The sequence below is a fragment of the Pseudomonas cerasi genome (assembly GCF_900074915.1).
GTDB classification, from domain to species: Bacteria; Pseudomonadota; Gammaproteobacteria; order Pseudomonadales; family Pseudomonadaceae; genus Aquipseudomonas; species Aquipseudomonas cerasi.
On record NZ_LT222319.1, the window covers coordinates 4,034,613 to 4,053,431 of the forward strand.

Consider the following 18,819-nt stretch of genomic DNA (forward strand, 5'->3'; position numbering starts at 1 on the left):
CATGCAACCCTACCTGATCCCCCAGCCGGGCATCCGAGTCAGCCTCAGCGAGCTGATCGAGATGCGTCATCGGGTGCGGGAAGTGCAGCTGTTTTCCACCCCGAGCCAACGCAGCCCGCTGATCGGCCTGCACCATTCCAAGTTGCGCGGGCGTGGTGTGGATTTCGATCAGGTGCGGGTCTATCAGGCCGGTGACGATGTGCGCAGCATCGACTGGCGCGTCACGGCACGCACGCAGGAGCCGCACACCAAGCTGTTCCATGAGGAACGCGAGCGGCCCATTTTCATTCTGGTGGAACAGAGCCGACGGCTGTTCTTCGGCTCCGGCCTGATGTTCAAGTCGGTACTCGCGGCTCAGGCGGCCGCGCTGATCGGCTGGGCGGCGCTGGAACACAACGACCGAGTCGGCGGGTTGGTGTTCGGCGATAACGAACACTACGAGATCAAGCCGCGACGCAGCAAACAAAGCCTGCTGCAGTTGCTCAACCGGCTGGTGCGGGTCAATCAGTCGCTGCATACCGAGATTCCGCCAGACCGCGATGCGTTCGGCACTGCGCTGCGTCGCGCACGGGAAGTGCTGCGCCCCGGCAGTCTGGTCATCGTCCTGTGCGACGAGCGCGCCCTGTCCGATGCCGCCGAACAACAACTGAGCCTGCTGTCACGGCACAGCGACCTGCTGTTGCTGCCGCTTTCCGACCCACTGGACCGCGCCCTGCCCGCTGCCGGTTTGCTGCGCTTTGCCGAACGCGGCGCGCAACTCGAAATCGACACCCTCAACCCCGAACTGCGCCGCGCCTACCGACAACAGGGCGAGGAGCGCACGGCGCGCTGGGAGTTGCTGGCGCAGAAGCTGCGGGTATTGCTCATGCCATTGAGTACCCAGGCGGAGCTCGTCGAACAACTGCGCGAATACCTCAACGCGCGACGTCCGGTGAAGCGCAAATGAATCCCCTCGATCAGCTGGAGCCGCTGATTGCGCCCGAAGCCGTCGGCTTCTGGCCGCTTGCGCCGGGCTGGTGGCTGCTGCTGTTGCTGATACCCGTGGCGGGCTGGGGTCTGTGGCGCTTGCGCAAACTGCTGCCGGCCAAGGCCCGCAACGTGCGCAGCGAACAGCCGCTGGACCCGGTTCGCCTCGCCGCGCTGGCGGAACTGGCCAGCCTGCCGAAACCCTACGACGGCGCGCCGGCCGGTGCCTGGCTGCAGCAGATCAACGGCCTGCTCAAGCGCCTGTGCCGTAACCACTACCCACACAGCCAGAGCCATACCCTTAACGGCCGCAAATGGCTGGCGTTCCTCGACAATCGCTGCCCGGCGGCCGGCCTGACGCGCTGGATGATTCTGGTTGAAGGCGCTTACAAGCCCGAGTGCAAACTGGACGACAAGGCCATCACCGGCCTGACTCAGGCGGTCGATACCTGGATCCGCAAACATGTTTGAGTTCGCCTGGCCGTGGGTCTTCGCCCTGCTGCCACTGCCGTGGCTGATGCGCGCCCTGCTGCCCATGGCCGACAGCGGCGAGCCCGCGCTCAAGGTCAGCTTTCTCAGTGAACTCGAAGGCCTGAGCGGTCGCCGCGCCAAAGCCAATCTGCCGGTGTGGAGACAGCGTGCGCCGTTCTTGCTGATCTGGCTGTTGCTGCTGATCGCCACGGCGCGACCGCAGTGGCTGGGCGAGCCACTGCCGGTGGCTGCCAGCGGCCGCGATCTGCTGGTGGCGGTCGACGTGTCCGGCTCGATGGACTACCCGGACATGCAATGGAAAAGCGATGAAGTCAGCCGGCTGGTGCTGGTGCAACAACTGCTCGGTGACTTTCTCGAAGGCCGCAAGGGCGACAGGGTCGGCCTGATCCTGTTCGGCACCCAGGCGTTTGTTCAGGCGCCACTGACCTATGACCGCCGCACTGTGCGGGTCTGGCTCGACGAGGCGAGGATAGGCATTGCAGGCAAGAACACCGCACTGGGCGATGCCATCGGCCTGGCCCTGAAACGTCTGCGTATGCGTCCGGCCACCAGTCGTGCGCTGGTGCTGGTCACCGACGGCGCCAACAACGCCGGTCAGATCGATCCGATCACCGCCGCACGCCTGGCTGCCGAAGAAGGGGTGAAAATCTACCCGATCGGCATCGGCTCGGACCCTGACAAGGACGCGCTGCAGAGCGTACTTGGCCTCAACCCCAGTCTTGATCTGGACGAACCGACACTCAAGGAAATCGCCAGCCTAAGCGGTGGCCAGTATTTCCGCGCGCGCGATGGCGACCAACTGGAAAAAATCCGCGCCACCCTCGATGCCCTGGAGCCGGTGGCACAGCAGCCCACCCAGGCGCGTCCGGCGCAAGCGCTTTATCAATGGCCACTGGCGACAGCCCTGCTGCTGAGTGTGCTGCTGGTGCTGCGTGAGTTGTGGCCGAACAACGCCCTGCAACGCCTGCTGACGGCGGTGCGTTCCATCAACTGGCGTGAGCGCTGCAAAAGCCTGTGGAGGTCGCGATGATCAGCGGGCTCTGGCCGCACTGGTTTCGCCCGGAATGGCTGCTGATCACGCCACTGCTGGCGCTGCTGATCTGGCGACTCTGGCACCGGCAGAAACGCGCCGGACGCTGGCAAATGCTGCTGCCCACTCACTTTCACGAGGTGTTGCTCAACGGTGGGCGCGGCAGCAACAGCAAACTGCCATGGGTCGCGCTGGGGCTCGCCTGGTTGCTGGCCCTTTTCGCCTTGCTGGGCCCCAGTTGGCAGCGCGTCGAACAGATCAGCCAGAAGCCGGTCGATCCAATGGTGGTGATTCTCGAACTCACCCCACAGATGCTCGCCACCGACACGCACCCTACCCGTCTGGAACAGGCAAGACGCAAGCTGCTGGACCTGTTGCAAAAGCGCAGCGATGCGCAGACCGCCGTCGTTGTCTACGCAGGCAGCGCACATACCCTGGTGCCGCTGTCCGATGACCTGGTCACCAGCCACAACCTGCTGGAAGCCATCAGACCGTCGATCATGCCGGTGACCGGCCAGCGCGCCGATCTGGCCGTGCAGAAAGCGCTGCACCTGCTCAAACAGGGCGCATTGGGTCAGGGACGGATTCTGTTGATCACCTCGTCGCTGAGCGAACAGGAACGTCAGGGCATCCGTGCCGCGTTGCGCGGGCAATCGCCGCCACTGCTCATCCTCGGGGTCGGCACGCCCGAAGGCGCGCCGGTCACACAGGAAAACGGCAGCCTGCTCAAGGACGATCAGGGTGCGATTCTGGTCCCGCGCCTGGACAGCACCAGCCTCAACGAATTCGCAGATCAGGTCGGTGGCAGCTATCGCCAGGCACGCGGCGATGAAGAGGACTTGCGCAGCCTTGGTCTGTTGGCCAGCCCTCGACACATGAGCCGCGACGGCCAGGTCGTGCAACTCGACACCTGGGCTGACCAGGGCCACTGGTTGCTGCTCCCCCTGCTGCTTATCGCGGCACTGGCCGGTCGGCGCGGCTGGCTGTTCTGCCTGCCGCTGATATTCATGTTTCCGCAGAACAGCCAGGCGTTCGAGTTTCAGGACCTGTGGCTGCGTCCCGATCAACAGGGCCAGCGGTTGCTGGAACAGCACCGGCCAGCCGAAGCTGCGCAACGCTTCGAAGACTCGCGCTGGAAAGGCGTGGCGTTGTACCAGGCGCAAGACTACGCCAGCGCCGCCCGGCAGTTTGCCGAAGGCAACAGCGCCGCCGACCACTACAATCGTGGCAATGCGCTGGCCCGTAACGGCGAGCTGGCAGCGGCACTGGATGCCTACGAGCAGGCCCTGGACCGGCAGCCCGACTTCCCTGCGGCACAAACCAATCGGGCACTGGTGCAAAGTCTGCTGGATCAGACCGAAGAGCAGAAGCCTGCCCAGGACGAACAGAACAAGGCCGATCAGGGCGAAGAAGGTCAGCAGGCGTCGCAAGATCCCAATAGCAGCGCATCACCCGCCGAGCAGAACCCGTCCCGATCGGATCAACCCGGCACCAGCGAAAGCCTGCCGCCGGACAGCAGCGGCCAGGCCACCTCGGGCGAGTCGGCAGACGACGAACAGACCACCCGCCCGCCGCTTCAGTCCGCCGACAGCCCCATGACCGGCGAGCGGCGTCAGGAGTTGGAGCAGTGGCTGAGGCAGATTCCGGATGATCCGGGCGAACTGTTGCGGCGCAAATTTCGCTACGAACAGCAACATCAGGAAAAGACCCGATGAGTCGCGTTTACACCTTATTGATCGGCCTGCTGCTGAGCCTGATCACCTTGTCGCTGCAGGCTGCGCAACTGACCGCCAGCGTTGACCGCACGCGCCTCAACGCCGGGGAAACCGTCGAGTTGACGCTGGAAACCGACGATGTGACGCAGTTCGGCAAGCCGGACATGAGCGCCTTGGAAAGCAGTTTCGAGGTGCGCGACACGCGCCAGCTCAACAGCTTGAAAACCCTGGATGGCAGCAGCCAGGCAACGACGCGCTGGATCGTCACCCTGCTGCCTCGCGAGACAGGAAGCGTGTTGATTCCGTCGCTGCAACTGGGCGAGCTGAAAAGCCAGCCGCTGACCTTGCAGGTCCTGCAGAGCGAGCCCCAGGAGCAAGGCAACCATCTGGCATCGATCTTTATTGAAGCGAGCCTGGATCAGGACAGCGTGTATGTTCAGGCCCAGGCCGTGCTGACCCTGCGCGTCTACCACTCGGTGTCGCTGTTCGACGACAGCAGCCTGAGCCCCTTGCAAGTGCCGGACGCACGGGTCGAAAAACTCGGTGACTCGCGCACTTACGAAAAGCTGATCAACGGTGTGCGCCACGGGGTCATCGAGACACGCTACGCGATCTACCCGCAGCAGAGCGGCGTGCTGAAGATACCGGCGCAAGTGTTCAGCGCCACGCTGGTGCAGACGCCTGCCGAGGGTTCGCAAGCCCAGGACAGCAATCCGTTCGGCCCTCAGCCGGGCCGATCGGTGCGGGTCAAGTCCGCCGAAGTGCCGTTGACCGTCAAGCCCAAGCCTGCCGACTACCCGGCCGATGTCGCCTGGTTGCCGGCACGCAGTATCAACCTGGAAGAAAGCTGGAGCCCGGAGCCCGGCACTACGCAGGTCGGCGATTCGCTGACCCGCACCCTGACGCTCAAGGCCGAAGGGCTGGCCGGCGCGCAGCTGCCACCTCTGCCACCCACAGAAGTACCTGGCCTGCGGCGTTACCCGGATCAGCCACAACTGCGCAACCTGCCCAGCGAACGCGGCCTGATCGGCACGCGCGAAGAACGCGAGGCCCTGGTGCCAGCCCGCGCCGGGGCAATCGACCTGCCTGCGGTTGAAGTGACCTGGTGGAATACCCGCGAAGATCATCTGGAGCACACCAGCCTGCCCGCGCGCACCCTGCAGATCAGCAGCAACCCCGGTCTGGCGGTGGACACGCCGGTGAACAACGACATGAGCGGCGTGACCGTGATCGGTCCGCCAGTCTGGCCGTGGCAGATGAGCACATTGCTGCTGCTTTGCACCACACTGCTCGGTTTCGGCCTGTGGTGGCGCGCCCGTGGACAGCCGGCAATCGCCCGGGCCGTGCAGACCGGGCCCAGCCCGCGTACCGTACTCGATGACCTCAAACGCGCCTGCCTGGCCAATGATCCGCAGGGCACCCGTCAGGCGCTCGACGCCTGGGCACGCCAGCAACCGGAAACCCTGGCCGAAATGGCCGCGCGTTTCGTGCCGTTGTCCGATGCCCTGGACGGTCTCAACGGTGCGCTGTACAGCGAAACCGGCAAATTGTGGCTGGGCGGGGACCTCTGGCGAGCGGTGCGCAAGCTGCCCGCCGCCGAACATATTCAGGACCCGGCAGGTGATGCCGGGTTGCCGCCGCTGTATCCCAAATAAGGATGCAGCTCAGGCAACACCCCTATACGACAAGGTAAACCAATGCGTCTGTTTCACACCTCTGACTGGCACTTGGGTCAGAACCTGCACGGCCAGGAGCGGGATTTCGAACACGCCTGCTTCCTGAACTGGCTACTGGCCCGTCTGGCCGACCGTAAACCGGATGTACTGTTGATCGCGGGCGACATCTTCGACACCGTCAACCCGCCGGTCAAAGCGCAGGAACGCCTGTACGACTTCATCGTCAACGCCCACGAGCAGCAGCCGCTGCTGACCATCGTGATGATCGCCGGTAACCACGACTCCGGCTCGCGTATCGAACTTCCCGCCCCGCTGATGCGCCGCTTGCGTACCCACGCGCTGGGCAGGGTAATGTGGCTGGACGATGGCGTGCTGGATGCCGAACGCCTGCTGTTGCCGTTGCCGGACGCCAATGGCGACATCAAGGCCTGGTGCCTGGCGCTGCCGTTCCTGCGTCCCGCCGAAGTCACCGGTCCGACCCTGGGCGATGACTACCTGCGTGGCATCGGCCGGGTGCATGAGCTGCTGATCGCGGCGGCTGACCTCAAGCGCCAGCCCGGTCAGGCATTGATAGCCATCAGCCACGCCCACATGGCAGGCGGCTCGGTCTCGGAAGACTCCGAACGCAGCCTGATCATCGGCAACGCCGAAGCCCTGCCGGCCAGCCTGTTCGGGCCGAGCATCACCTATGTTGCGCTGGGCCATCTGCACAAACCGCAGCGGGTCAACGGCGAGGAGCGCATTCGTTACAGCGGCTCGCCGATTCCGCTGTCCTTTTCGGAAATCAGCTATCAGCACCAGATTCTGGAGATCAATTGCGACGGCGAGACGCTGACCAGTGTCGAGCCGTTGTTCATCCCTCGCGCCGTCAACCTGCAACGCCTCGGGCCTGCGCCACTGGCCGACCTGCTGGTACAGCTCAAGGCGCTGCCGGACATCGACCTGCTCGCCGATCCGGACCGCCAGCCGTGGCTGGAAGTACGCGTGCGCCTGGATGAACCCCAGCCGGACCTGCGCAACCAGATCGAAAACGCCCTACAGGGCAAGGCCGTGCGGCTGGTACGCATCGGTGCCGAATATGCCGGCAAAGGCAGCGCGGACGGCAGCGAGGGTGACGCCACGCTGATCGAACTGGACCAGCTCACGCCTCAGGAACTGTTCAGCCGTGCCTGGCAGGACAACTTCGGCAGCGAGGTCGACGAACAGACGCTGACCGATTTCGCCACGCTGCTGCGCGAAGTCCAGCAGGAGAGCGAGCTGCCATGAAAATCCTCGCCATTCGCCTGAAAAACCTGGCCTCGCTGGCCGGCCCCTTTGAAATCGACTTCACTGCCGAGCCGCTGGCCAGCGCCGGACTGTTTGCCATCACCGGTCCTACCGGCGCGGGCAAAAGCACCCTGCTCGATGCCTTGTGTTTGGCGCTTTTCGGGGCGATTCCGCGGCTGAGCAATATCGGCCAGTCCAAGGTCCCGGACATCGATGGCGACATCACCACCAGCGACCCACGTACCCTGCTGCGCCGCGGCACGGGCAGCGGTTACGCCGAGGTGGACTTCATCGGCATCGATCAGCGGCGTTATCGCGCGCGCTGGGAAACCAATCGCGCGCGCGACAATGCGACCAAAAAACTGCAGGCCAGCCGCCAGACCCTCACCGATCTGGACAGCGAGCAAATCCTCAGCAACCAGAGCAAACGCGAATTCGAGCAATTGATCGAAAATCGCCTGGGCCTGAACTTCGAGCAGTTCACCCGCGCCGTGATGCTTGCCCAGAGCGAGTTCAGCGCGTTCCTCAAGGCGGATGACAAGGAACGCAGCGAGTTGCTGGAAAAGCTCACCAACACTGCGATCTACAGCCAGCTAGGTCGGCGCGCGTACAGCAAAAGCAAGGAAGCCGAAGACGCCCTGAAAACCCTGACTGCGCAGGCCAGCAACATCATCCCGCTGGCCCCGGAACGGCTGGCTGAACTGGAACAACGCCTGAGCGACGCGCAGCAGCAGCTCAAGGCCCATCAGACACAGCAACGGCAACTGGAAATCAAACAGCAGTGGCTGACCGAGCTGCACCGTCTGCGTGATGAACAGCTCGCTGCCCAGGAAGCCCTGAACAGTGCGCAACAGGTCTGGGACGACCACAGCGGAGCACGCCAGACCCTCGGCCAGCTGGAACACCTGGGCCCGCAGCGTCATCGCTTCGCGCGTCGGGTCACGCTGAATGCTCAGCTTGATCCGCTGGCTGAACAGATTCGCCAGCATCAGCAACAGCAGACCTCGCTGCACGACCAGCAGCAACAGCTGGAAAGCCACCGTACTCAGGCGCAGGCCAGTTTGCTGGAAGCCCAGCAAGCCCACAGCAGCGCCAAGCCGCTGTTGCTGCAGGCTTTCGAAGCACAGAACACCCTGAATCACCTGGCCCAGGAAATGGCCAAGGCGTCCGACCTGCACCAGCAGAGCGAGCAGCTCTGCATCCAGGGCCAGACCAGCCTGCAAACCCTGCTCTATCAGCAACAGCAGGTGGCTCAACGTCTGGAGCGCATTGCCGGGCAACTGCAGCACAGCAGCGAACTGGCGCCACTGGCTCAGGCCTGGAACGCGTGGCGTGACCGCCTGAAATCCCTCACGCTGATCGCCAATCGCCTCAAGCACGGACACAGCGAGCTGCCTGCCCTGCAGCAACGTGCCAACACTGCCGATCAGCAGCTGACCGAGCAACGCAGCGCGCTGGAGTTGCTGTACCGCGAAGCCGATTGCGAAGTGGAGGCAGTGACCGAACAGGTGCAGATCCTCGGCAGCCTGTTGCAGGACAACCGCAAACAGCAGCGTGCCTTCGAGGAGCTGGCCCGTCTGTGGGCCAGTCAGCAGGACGTCGACCGGCAGCTTGCCGAGCTGACCCAGCAACAGCAGAGCGCCCAGCAGCAACGCGAACAGCTCAACAGTGAAGGCCTTCGCGTTCGTGATGAGCTGACCGTCGCCGAGCAGACCCTGACCGTTACCCGGCAACTGCTGGAGCGCCAGCGCCTCGCCCGCAGCGCCAGTGTCGAGGAGTTGCGCGTGCAGTTGCAGGACGACCAGCCCTGCCCGGTCTGCGGCAGCATCGAACACCCTTGGCATCAGCCGGAGGCGCTGCTCGAAAGCCTCACGCAACACGACGACAACGAGCAGGCCAGCGCGCAGAAAGCCGTGGACCTGCTGACCGAGCAACGCAATCAATTGCGTGAGCAGGTCGGTGGCGTGATCGCCCGACAGAAAGAGCTGCTGCGTCAGCACGAACAGCTAAACGCGCGCCATCAGACCCTGGCACCGGACCTGGAGTCACATCCCCTCGCCGCCCAATTGCTCGACCGGGACGCCGACAAGCGCGACGGCTGGTTGAGCCAGCAATTGAGTCAACTGAGCGAAGTCATCAGCCGTGACGAGCAACGTCAGCAAGCCTTGCTGACCCTGCAAAAAGACGCTGCGCGCCTGCAGCAGCAGCTGCAGGCGGCGAGCGAAGCCAGCCAGACCGCTGCGGGCCATGTTGCCGAGCAGCTCAAGCAACTGGAGGTCGACGGGCAGCGGCTGGAAGAAGAACTGACGGCATTCACGCCGCTGGTATCGCCCCAGGTGCTTGAAGGTCTGCGCAGCGATGCATCGGCGACCGTGCTGCAGCTCGAACAGCAGGTGACCCAGCGTCTCGATCAGTTGGAGCAGCAGCACGAAGAGCAACAGGAGCAAACCGAGCGTCAGCAGAAGATCGAGAAGCAGCAGGTCGAGCAGCAGACTCTCGTGCACCGCCAGACCGAACTGGCGCAGGAAGTCACCCGGCTCGGCGAGCAACGGCATAACAGTCAGCAGACACTTGCCGGTCTGCTGGGCGACCACGCCAGCGCAGAGCAATGGCAACAGGCGCTGGAGCAGACCATCGAACAGGCCAGACAGGCAGAAAGTCTGGCGGCGCAGGCGCTGCAGGACATCCACAATCAACTGATTCAACTGGCTGCCGAGCTCAAGTCCGAACAGCAACAGCAGCAGGCACTGCAACAGGAACTGGCTGAACTTGATGTGCAGATCAGCGAATGGCGTGCTCAGCATCCGCAACTGGACGATAGCGCGCTGGACACCCTGCTGACCTACGACGACGCACATATCGAGCAACTGCGTGTGCAATTGAGTAGCACCGACAAGGCGCTGGAGCAGGCAAAAGTATTGCTGCAGGAACGCGATCAGCGCCTGCAACAGCATCAGGCGCAACACAGTGATATGACCGACAGTGCGCAACTGGAAGCAGCGCTGCAACAGGCCCATGAACAGTCGGCGCTCAGTGAGCAGCACTGCGCCAACCTGCGTGCCGAGCTCAGTGAAGATCAGCGCCGCCGCAACGCCAGCAGCGAACTGCAGACGCGCATCGCCGACGCCAACAGCGAATACCTGGGCTGGGCACGTCTGGCGTCGTTGATCGGCTCGGCAGAAGGCGACAGGTTTCGCAAAATCGCCCAGGCCTACAACCTTGATCTGCTGGTCCACCATGCCAATGCGCAACTCAGGCAACTGGTGCGCCGTTACCGCCTGAAACGCGGCGGCAGCATGCTCGGTCTGCTGGTCATGGACACGGAAATGGGCGACGAACTACGCTCGGTTCATTCGCTGTCCGGCGGGGAAACCTTCCTCGTCTCGCTGGCACTGGCGCTGGGCCTCGCCTCGATGGCATCCAGCACCTTGCGCATCGAGTCACTGTTCATCGATGAAGGTTTCGGCAGCCTCGATCCGGAATCGCTGCAACTGGCGATGGACGCCCTCGACGGCTTGCAGGCGCAGGGCCGCAAGGTCGGCGTGATTTCCCACGTCCAGGAAATGCACGAACGAATCCCGGTGCAGATCAAGGTACGTCGTCAGGGCAATGGATTGAGCACAATCGAGGTGGGCAACTGAGGGACCTGCGACGCGGAACGTGAGGCACGGCAGTTGACTATCGTTCCTCACGCTGCGCGTGGGAATGCCGTTCTGGACGCTCTGCGTCCGCTCTTGAATGTTGTGCCACCAGCGCTTTCGCGAACAGGCTCGCCTGACATTCCGTGCATGGTCTGCCACGCATTGGGCAGTAAGTCGCAGGGACCTGTGTGGGCGAACATGCTCGCGAAAGCGTGACGGCTGATCAATCACTGGACAGATTTGTGGTCCAGCGCTGCGTAGAAATTAGCGCTCTGCTGCAGGTATTTGGTTGTGTACGTCTGAGTCGCATGGGCTTTCTTGTCGTTCACTTCGACACTGGCGCTGGCCGGAAGAGCGACGCTTGCCGAGATAGCAGATGCAGCGATGATGGAGAAAAGATTGAAATTCATGTCGGTCACCCCTCTTGTCTGTCTGTACGCTGGTTTGAAGTCCTGACCGTTATGGCCGTGACTCAAACTTACGCCCGAGGGTGGTTCAGCAGAAATCTTTTGTAGCACTAACCCATATCATCAAGAATGATAACGGCTCCAGCCCTTGTATCTTGGGGGCTGGAGCCGGGGCAGCTTACTTGTCGTTCAGAAAACGCAGGTACGAAGGTGCATCGGCATCGAATTTCTGCACCGTTTCACCGATCTTCCCGCTCTGCGGATCACGGCGTACGGTCACGATCTGGTTGCTTTTCTGATTGGCGAACAGCATGAACTTGCCGGTCGGATCGAAAGCGAACTCGCGTGGCTCCTTGCCTTCCAGGGAGCGACGCTGAATTTCTTCAAGCTTGCCGCTGGCCTGATCGATGCGGAACACCACGACCTGATTCGCGTCACCCCGATTGGTCACGTACAAAAACTTGCCATCCGGTGAAGTGTGCAAGGCGCCACCACCGTTTTTCTCTTCCACGCCCTTGTTCTTCATGTCGACCAGTTGGGTCTGCTTGAAGCCGCCGTCATGGTAGTCGAACACTGCGACCTGGGCGGTCATTTCCAGCACCAGCCAGGCATGCTTGCCATCCCCACTGAAAAGGGTATGACGGGGTCCGGAGCCGCCCGGCAACTGCACGAACGGCACCTTGGCTGGCTGCAATGGCTTGGCCTGGCTGGCGTCGTACTGATAGACAAACAGCTTGTCAGCGCCCAGGTCGGCGGTCACCACGTACTTGTCATCCGGGGTCGGCACGGCCAGGTGCACATGCGACGACATCTGCCGCTCACTGTTGACCTTGCTTCCAGGACCCAGCGGCAGCACCTGAACGGCTTCGCTCAACGTGCCGTCCTTGCCCACCGGCACCACGGTCAGCGCACCGCCCGGGTCGGGGTTTACGGCGTAGTTGGCCACGAACAGGTAACGGCCATCGTAGCTCAGGCTGGAGTGCGTCGGTTCTTCACCACGGCTTTGAACCTGATTGATCGGCGTGATCTGAAGGGTTTTCGGGTCGATCGCAAAGCTGCTGACCTTACCGACCACGTCTTTTTGTCCGGGGCCATTTTCATTGACCGCGAACAGGTAGCGCTGGTCTCTGGAGACGGTCAGCCACGACGGGTTTTCGGCTTTGACCACTTGCAGCGGCTTGGCGCCGATCATCCCGGTTTTGCTGTCGAAGGCAAAACGATAGATCCCTTCACTCTTGCCTTGCGTGTAGGAACCTATCAGCAATTCAGTATCGGGCATGGCTTGGGCCTGCAGGGTAAATGCGCTCATGGCACTGGCAATCGCCAGCCACGGCAGAAATTTATGGGGCATGGGGGCATCCCTTGTTATCGAAGTTATTGATGCCTGTTACGGCACTGTCGGGGTCTATGACAGCGCCAGCCCGCATTTACTCAATCCTGCGCAGAATCATCTTCATCGGAAGGGGTGAAGGCATCCAGGCAGATGATCCGGTGATCGGCGTTGCCGTCGTTGATCACCCAGCTTTGCAGGGATTCATCGAAGGTCGCAGCATCGACTTGCGCCTTGGTGAAGCGCCATACCTTGCGCTCACGGCCGTCCATGCATTCGACGTTCAGTTCCTCGCCCAGAGAGAAGTCCCAGGCGTGCAGCCCGTCGATTTCCAGCATGGTGGTGGCTTCGAGTGCGGCGAGCAGTGTGGTGGGTGTGGTAGTCATGAAATTCATCCGGCCAGCAAAAGCGCGAATGATAGGGCAAAAGGCAGGCGTAGATACAGTCGGAGCGCAAGTAGAGCCGTACCAGCGCCGAGCGCTGGCACGGTGAGCAATCAAACAGGGACTGCGCTTACAGCTTGCCGATGCCGCCCGGCTGAAACACCGGCTCGCTCGGTGCCAAACCGTTGACCAGCGGCTTGCCGAACTCGGCCTGACTGATCTCGAAACGATCGCCCGGCTGGGTGCGCACGCCATCGGCAAACGACAGCGTCGCGGTGCCGAAGAAATGCACATGCACGTCACCGGGTCTGAGGAACTGTGCGTACTTGAAGTGATGGTATTCAAGGTTTTCCAGGCTGTGGCACATGTTCGCTTCGCCACTGAGGAACTCTTTTTCCCACAGCACCTTGCCGTCGCGCCAGACCCGGCTGGTGCCCGACAGGCTTTGCGGCAAGTCGCCCACGCGCAACTCCGGACCGAAAGAACAGGCGCGCAGTTTCGAATGCGCCAGATACAGGTAGTTGCGACGCTCCATGACGTGATCGGAGTATTCGTTACCGATGGCGAAGCCCAGGCGATAAGGCTTGCGGTCATGACCGATCACATACAGGCCGCTCAGCTCGGGCTCTTCCCCGCCATCTTCGGCAAAGGGCGGCAGCGAAAACGAATGTCCGGGGCGCACGACAATGCTGCCATCACCCTTGTAGAACCACTCTGGCTGAACACCGGCCTGCCCCGCTGCCGGCTTGCCGCCTTCGACGCCCCATTTAAAGATACGCATGGTGTCGGTCATCGAGGCTTCGTCGCCGGACTGCTGGTGCATCTTGTCGCGTGCCGACGCACTGCCCAGATGGGTCAGCCCGGTGCCGCTGACCAGCAGGTGCGCCGGATCAGGATGGTCGAGCGGCGGCAGGATCCGCAACTCCTCAAGCAACTGCGAATAGTCATGCGTCTCGCCAACGCCACGCTGCTCGACCTGATGCGCCAGAGCCGAACCCGCCTCGATTGCCGTCAGCGCCAGCTCGCGAACACTTTCGACACCTTGGACCTCACGCACCTGATCACCGTCGACCAGACCGACCCGGCGCTGACCGCCGCTCAATTCAAACTGTACTAACCGCATGAAATTCTCCTTCCAGATAATGGGCCGCTGAAAACCTATCTCGCCTTGGCACTCGCCGCGAAGTCGGACACTGGCAGCACATGCTTGCGCTCCAGCACGTGATAGACGATGCCGGTCAGCAGCAGCCCGAAGACCATGACACCCGACAGAAAATAGAGGCCCGATGCCAGGCTGCCGGTGATTTCCTTCAACGCACCGATCACGAACGGCCCGATGTAGCCGCCCAGGTTGCCGACCGAATTGATCAGCGCGATACCGGCTGCGGCACTGGCACCCGCGAAGAACCGCCCCGGCAAGGTCCAGAACACCGCCGTGCAGGAAAACAGCGCGAACGCCACGACGCACAATGCAGCCAGCTGCGCCACCGGCATGGTCAGCCAGGCGCTGCAGAACAGGCCGATGGCACCCAGCACATACAGCACGGCCAGATGCCCGTAACGGTCGTTGAGGCGGTCGGAACTGCGCGGCACGATCAGCAGGCCAATGATGCCGAAAATGTAAGGCACCGATGACACGAAGCCGGTGGTCAGGTCACTGCCACCGAACTGTTTGATCAGCGTCGGCAGCCACAGGCCCAGACCGTAGATGCTCAAGGTCACTGGCAGATAGAACAGCGCGAGAAGCAACACACGCTTGTCTTTCAAGGCGTGCAACGGATTGCCGTGGCGGGTCTGGCCGTATTCTTCCAAGTCCTTTTTCAGCTCACCGGTCAGCCAGTCCTTCTCGGCCTGGTCCATCCATTTGACCTGCTGCGGACCATCCGGCAACCAGCGCAGCACCGGCCAGGTCAGCAGAATCGCTGGCGTGCCGATGACGATGAACAGCCATTGCCAGCCATGCAGACCGAGTATGCCGTCCATGCCCAGCAAACCGCCGGAAACGGGCCCGGTGATCATCATGGCGATGGGTTGCGAGAGGATGAAAAGGCCAAGGATCTTGCCGCGATGGCGCACCGGAAACCACTGGGTGATGTAGTACAGCACACCGGGAAAGAAGCCCGCCTCGGCAGCGCCCAGCAGAAACCGCATGACGTAGAAGCTGTGCGGCCCCTGGACGAAGGCCATGCCGATGGTGATCGCGCCCCAGGTGATCATGATCCGCGCGAACCAGCGGCGTGCGCCGAAGCGCTCAAGCATCAGGTTGCTGGGGATCTCCAGCAGGAAGTAACCGATGAAGAACAGTCCGGCACCCAGCCCGTAGGCGGCGTCGCCGATACCGATGTCCGCGCCCATGTGCAGCTTGGCAAAGCCCACGGCAGAGCGGTCTACATAAGCGATCAGGTACAGCAGGATAAGGAAAGGAATCAGTTTGAACGTAATGCGGCGTATAAGCCGCAGTTCCTGGCTCATGTAGGCGGTCTCCCATTGTTTTTGTTATGGAACCTGCGGGGATCGCCTCTGTGCCTGGGGGCTGAATAACGCAGCACATGCGCCAGGATGATCCCTCGTCTACGACCGACTATATAGTAATACTATTTAAACTGACAACTCTTCCAATACGCGTTTTTTAGGCTTACCTTAGCCAGCAGTATCGCCATTAAGTCTTACAATAAGAGAGCCGATCATGTCTGACTCCGATAAAAAACCGACCCTCCGTTCTGCCCAGTGGTTTGGCACCGCCGACAAGAATGGCTTCATGTACCGCAGCTGGATGAAGAATCAGGGCATTGCCGACCACCAGTTCCAGGGCAAGCCGATCATCGGCATCTGCAATACCTGGTCGGAGTTGACCCCCTGCAACGCGCATTTCCGGCAGATCGCCGAGCATGTCAAACGTGGCGTGATCGAAGCAGGCGGCTGGCCGGTGGAGTTTCCGGTGTTTTCCAACGGCGAATCCAACCTGCGCCCTACCGCAATGTTCACCCGCAACCTGGCGAGCATGGACGTTGAGGAAGCGATTCGCGGCAACCCCATCGACGGGGTCGTGCTGTTGACCGGTTGTGACAAGACCACCCCTGCCCTGTTGATGGGTGCTGCCAGTTGTGACATCCCCGCCATCGTCGTGACCGGCGGACCGATGCTCAACGGCAAGCATGAAGGCAAGGACATCGGCGCCGGAACCATCGTCTGGCAGATGCACGAGTCCTACAAGGCCGGGACCATCAGCCTTGATGAATTCCTCTCCGCCGAAGCCGGCATGTCGCGCTCGGCCGGCACCTGCAACACGATGGGCACGGCGTCGACCATGGCCTGCATGGCCGAAGCGCTGGGCACTTCGCTGCCGCACAACGCGGCCATTCCGGCGGTGGATTCGCGGCGTTACGTGCTGGCGCACATGTCCGGCATGCGTGCCGTCGACATGGTCCGCGAAGACCTGCGCCTCTCGAAGATTCTCACCAAGGCTGCATTCGAAAACGCCATCCGGGTCAACGCGGCCATCGGTGGCTCGACCAACGCCGTCATCCACTTGAAAGCCATCGCCGGACGTATCGGCGTCGATCTGGACCTGGATGACTGGTCGCGCATGGGCCGTGGCATGCCGACGATTGTCGACCTGCAACCGTCGGGGCGCTTCCTGATGGAAGAGTTCTATTACGCTGGCGGCCTCCCCGCCGTATTGCGCCGCATGAACGAGGCCAAGCTGCTGCCCAACCCGGATGCCCTGACCGTCAATGGCAAGAGCATCGGCGAAAACACCTGCAACTCACCGATCTATGGTGAGGATCAGGTGATCCGCGCGCTGGATAACCCGATCCGCGCCGACGGCGGGATTTGCGTGCTGCGCGGTAACCTCGCACCACTGGGTGCCGTGCTCAAGCCCTCCGCCGCGACCCCGGCACTGATGCAGCACCGTGGCCGCGCAGTAGTGTTCGAGAATTTCGAGATGTACAAGTCACGGATCAACGACCCGGATCTGGACATTGATGCCAACTCGGTCATGGTGCTCAAGAACTGCGGCCCCAAAGGTTATCCGGGCATGGCCGAGGTCGGCAACATGGGCTTGCCAGCCAAGCTGCTGGCACAGGGCGTGACTGATATGGTGCGTATTTCCGATGCGCGCATGAGCGGCACGGCTTACGGCACAGTGGTTCTGCATGTGGCACCGGAAGCCGCAGCCGGCGGTCCGCTGGCGGTGGTCAAGGAAGGCGACTGGATCGAGCTGGACTGCGCTGGCGGACGTTTGCATCTGGACATCCCGGAAGCCGAACTGGCGGCGCGCCTCGCCGATTGGCAGGCACCGCAGCAGCTGTTGCTCGGTGGCTATCGTCAACTGTACGTAGACCGGGTGATGCAGGCAGACCAGGGCTGTGATTTCGACTTCCTGGTCGGTTGCAGGGGCGCCGAAGTCCCTCGTCACTCGCACTGAACGAAACGGCGGCCGCCTGACGCAGATGGCCGCCGTAATCGTTGCGCGATGGTATGATGCCCAGCAATCACCGCCAGGACCCCACTGCGTTCCCATGGATTATCGAAAGCCTTCCGACCGAAAAAGCATGCACGCGCGCATCGTCCAGGAACTGGGCATGCAAATAGTGTCCGGCCGTTTCAAGCCTGACGAAAAGCTGCCTGCCGAAGCGCTGCTCTGCGAAGAGTACGCCGTCAGCCGCCCGGTCCTGCGCGAAGCGACACGGGTTCTGGTGGCCAAGGGTCTGGTTTATTCGCGTCCGCGTGTCGGCACAGTGGTCAAGGCGCGCCGCGAATGGCATCTGCTGGACCCGGACGTGTTGCACTGGGTCATGCAAAGCTCGCCGCAGAATGATTTCTTCAACCTGCTGACCAGCGTACGCGCGGTCATCGAACCAGCGGTTGCCGCACTGGCCGCGCAGCATGCCACCGACGCAGAGATCGAGTCGATCCACGAAGCCTATCTGCGCATGGAAGCCGCACCGACGCCGGAAGACCTGCTGCAACCCGACCTCGACTTCCACAGCCGCATCGCCGACGCCACCCACAACGACCTGCTGGCACACCTGTGCAACATGCTGTCACTGGCGTTGCGCGAAGCACTCAAATACTCCAACAAACGCCCTAACCTGCACGAACTGGCCATGCCTCGTCACAAGGCAATCCTCACCGCCATCCAGAACCGCGACGCGCTGGGCGCACGCCACGCTTCGCTGGTGCAACTGGACGATGCGCGCAATGCGCTGAGTGTGGTACTCGGGGGCGGTTGATCGACAGGTTCGACTGAATCGATAACTTCCTGCGCCTGTATGTTCGCCGTGTTTATTAGAGACGCAAGTCATCTTGAGGCGTAACTCATCGTTCCAACGCTCCGCGTGGGAATGACGTTCTGGACGCTCTGCGTCCTGTCCCAAGTAAGCGGCGCGGCGCAAATTTGTGACGCAGAGCGTCACGAACTGCATACCAACGCGGAGCATTGGCACGATAGTCATCTTGAGGCGTAACTCATCGTTCCAACGCTCCGCGTGGGAATGCCGGTCTGGACGCTCTGCGTCCTGTCCCAAGTAAGCGGTGCGGCGCAAATTTGTGACGCGGAGCGTCACGAACTGCATGCCAACGCGGAGCATTGGCACGATAGTCATCTTGAGGCGTAACTCATCGTTCCAACGCTCCGCGTGGGAATACCGTTCTGGACGCTCTGCGTCCTGTCCCAAGTAAGCGGCGCGGCGCAAATTTGTGACGCGGAGCGTCACGAACTGCATGCCAACGCGGAGCATTGGCACGATAGTCATCTTGAGGCGTAACTCATCGTTCCAACGCTCCGCGTGGGAATGCCGGTCTGGACGCTCTGCGTCCTGTCCCAAGTAAGCGGCGCGGCGCAAATTTGTGACGCAGAGCGTCACGGACTATGTGCCAACGCTCCGCATTGGCACGAGGGTGAATAGG

General features: G+C 62.1%; 14 protein-coding genes. 9 read left to right on the top strand and 5 right to left on the bottom strand.

Translation table 11 applies throughout. The features are described 5' to 3' along the window. The first annotated feature begins 1 nt into the window (after position 1). The 7 genes from PCPL58_RS20330 to PCPL58_RS20360 are packed head-to-tail and all read left to right on the top strand — an operon-like array spanning position 2 to position 10,786. Positions 2-946, top strand: coding sequence for a DUF58 domain-containing protein (locus tag PCPL58_RS20330; protein WP_003318876.1), 945 nt, complete (start codon positions 2-4; stop codon positions 944-946). Then, positions 943-1,437, top strand: coding sequence for a DUF4381 domain-containing protein (locus PCPL58_RS20335; protein ID WP_004414100.1), 495 nt, complete (start codon positions 943-945; stop codon positions 1,435-1,437). The genes PCPL58_RS20330 and PCPL58_RS20335 overlap by 4 nt, the downstream gene beginning before the upstream one ends. Continuing rightward, a complete protein-coding gene (locus PCPL58_RS20340; RefSeq protein ID WP_004414102.1) occupies positions 1,430-2,488 on the top strand; it encodes a vWA domain-containing protein in 1,059 nt (352 codons plus the stop codon). Before PCPL58_RS20335 ends, PCPL58_RS20340 begins: the two co-directional genes overlap by 8 nt. Next, positions 2,485-4,203, top strand: coding sequence for a VWA domain-containing protein (locus tag PCPL58_RS20345; protein WP_065350286.1), 1,719 nt, complete (start codon positions 2,485-2,487; stop codon positions 4,201-4,203). Before PCPL58_RS20340 ends, PCPL58_RS20345 begins: the two co-directional genes overlap by 4 nt. Next, a complete protein-coding gene (locus PCPL58_RS20350) occupies positions 4,200-5,858 on the top strand; it encodes a BatD family protein (protein WP_024661609.1) in 1,659 nt (552 codons plus the stop codon). Before PCPL58_RS20345 ends, PCPL58_RS20350 begins: the two co-directional genes overlap by 4 nt. 42 nt (positions 5,859-5,900) lie before the next feature. Next, positions 5,901-7,145 carry an exonuclease SbcCD subunit D C-terminal domain-containing protein gene (locus tag PCPL58_RS20355; RefSeq protein ID WP_065350287.1) on the top strand — a complete coding sequence of 415 codons (1,245 nt, stop codon included), beginning with the start codon at positions 5,901-5,903 and terminating at the stop codon, positions 7,143-7,145. Continuing rightward, a complete protein-coding gene (locus PCPL58_RS20360; protein WP_065350288.1) occupies positions 7,142-10,786 on the top strand; it encodes an AAA family ATPase in 3,645 nt (1,214 codons plus the stop codon). Before PCPL58_RS20355 ends, PCPL58_RS20360 begins: the two co-directional genes overlap by 4 nt. A gap of 227 nt (positions 10,787-11,013) precedes the next feature. On the opposite strand, the gene PCPL58_RS20365 is transcribed toward PCPL58_RS20360, so the two are convergent. The 5 genes from PCPL58_RS20365 to PCPL58_RS20385 form a co-directional block, all read right to left on the bottom strand. Next, on the bottom strand, positions 11,014-11,196 hold the full coding sequence (locus PCPL58_RS20365) for a hypothetical protein (RefSeq protein WP_065350289.1): 183 nt from the start codon (positions 11,194-11,196) through the stop codon (positions 11,014-11,016). Positions 11,197-11,371: 175 nt separating this feature from the next. After that, positions 11,372-12,544, bottom strand: coding sequence for a lactonase family protein (locus PCPL58_RS20370; RefSeq protein WP_065350290.1), 1,173 nt, complete (start codon positions 12,542-12,544; stop codon positions 11,372-11,374). 80 nt (positions 12,545-12,624) lie between these two features. Then, positions 12,625-12,909 (bottom strand): DUF5629 family protein, encoded by a 285-nt coding sequence (locus PCPL58_RS20375; protein WP_003368505.1) that lies wholly within the window; start codon positions 12,907-12,909, stop codon positions 12,625-12,627. A gap of 127 nt (positions 12,910-13,036) precedes the next feature. Beyond that, positions 13,037-14,029, bottom strand: a complete 993-nt coding sequence (araD1, locus tag PCPL58_RS20380) for an AraD1 family protein (protein ID WP_065350291.1) — start codon at positions 14,027-14,029, stop codon at positions 13,037-13,039. Positions 14,030-14,064: 35 nt separating this feature from the next. Continuing rightward, positions 14,065-15,378, bottom strand: a complete 1,314-nt coding sequence (locus PCPL58_RS20385) for an MFS transporter (protein ID WP_003318619.1) — start codon at positions 15,376-15,378, stop codon at positions 14,065-14,067. A gap of 214 nt (positions 15,379-15,592) precedes the next feature. Between PCPL58_RS20385 and PCPL58_RS20390 the strand changes: the two genes are divergently transcribed. Further along, on the top strand, positions 15,593-17,335 hold the full coding sequence (locus tag PCPL58_RS20390) for an IlvD/Edd family dehydratase (protein WP_004414119.1): 1,743 nt from the start codon (positions 15,593-15,595) through the stop codon (positions 17,333-17,335). A 94-nt stretch (positions 17,336-17,429) separates the two neighbouring features. Further along, the gene (locus tag PCPL58_RS20395; RefSeq protein WP_003368499.1) at positions 17,430-18,143 is read left to right on the top strand and encodes a FadR/GntR family transcriptional regulator; all 714 of its coding nucleotides are present in this window, start codon (positions 17,430-17,432) and stop codon (positions 18,141-18,143) included. Positions 18,144-18,819: the final 676 nt, after the last annotated feature.

Coding starts and splice junctions, on each gene's coding strand:
- PCPL58_RS20350 (WP_024661609.1), top strand. CDS start 4,200: ATGAGTCGCGTTTACACCTTATTGATCGGCCTGCTGCTGAGCCTGATC.
- PCPL58_RS20360 (WP_065350288.1), top strand. CDS start 7,142: ATGAAAATCCTCGCCATTCGCCTGAAAAACCTGGCCTCGCTGGCCGGC.
- PCPL58_RS20385 (WP_003318619.1), bottom strand. CDS start 15,378: ATGAGCCAGGAACTGCGGCTTATACGCCGCATTACGTTCAAACTGATT.
- araD1 (WP_065350291.1), bottom strand. CDS start 14,029: ATGCGGTTAGTACAGTTTGAATTGAGCGGCGGTCAGCGCCGGGTCGGT.
- PCPL58_RS20365 (WP_065350289.1), bottom strand. CDS start 11,196: ATGAATTTCAATCTTTTCTCCATCATCGCTGCATCTGCTATCTCGGCA.
- PCPL58_RS20345 (WP_065350286.1), top strand. CDS start 2,485: ATGATCAGCGGGCTCTGGCCGCACTGGTTTCGCCCGGAATGGCTGCTG.
- PCPL58_RS20355 (WP_065350287.1), top strand. CDS start 5,901: ATGCGTCTGTTTCACACCTCTGACTGGCACTTGGGTCAGAACCTGCAC.
- PCPL58_RS20390 (WP_004414119.1), top strand. CDS start 15,593: ATGTCTGACTCCGATAAAAAACCGACCCTCCGTTCTGCCCAGTGGTTT.
- PCPL58_RS20395 (WP_003368499.1), top strand. CDS start 17,430: ATGGATTATCGAAAGCCTTCCGACCGAAAAAGCATGCACGCGCGCATC.
- PCPL58_RS20335 (WP_004414100.1), top strand. CDS start 943: ATGAATCCCCTCGATCAGCTGGAGCCGCTGATTGCGCCCGAAGCCGTC.
- PCPL58_RS20330 (WP_003318876.1), top strand. CDS start 2: ATGCAACCCTACCTGATCCCCCAGCCGGGCATCCGAGTCAGCCTCAGC.
- PCPL58_RS20375 (WP_003368505.1), bottom strand. CDS start 12,909: ATGACTACCACACCCACCACACTGCTCGCCGCACTCGAAGCCACCACC.
- PCPL58_RS20340 (WP_004414102.1), top strand. CDS start 1,430: ATGTTTGAGTTCGCCTGGCCGTGGGTCTTCGCCCTGCTGCCACTGCCG.
- PCPL58_RS20370 (WP_065350290.1), bottom strand. CDS start 12,544: ATGCCCCATAAATTTCTGCCGTGGCTGGCGATTGCCAGTGCCATGAGC.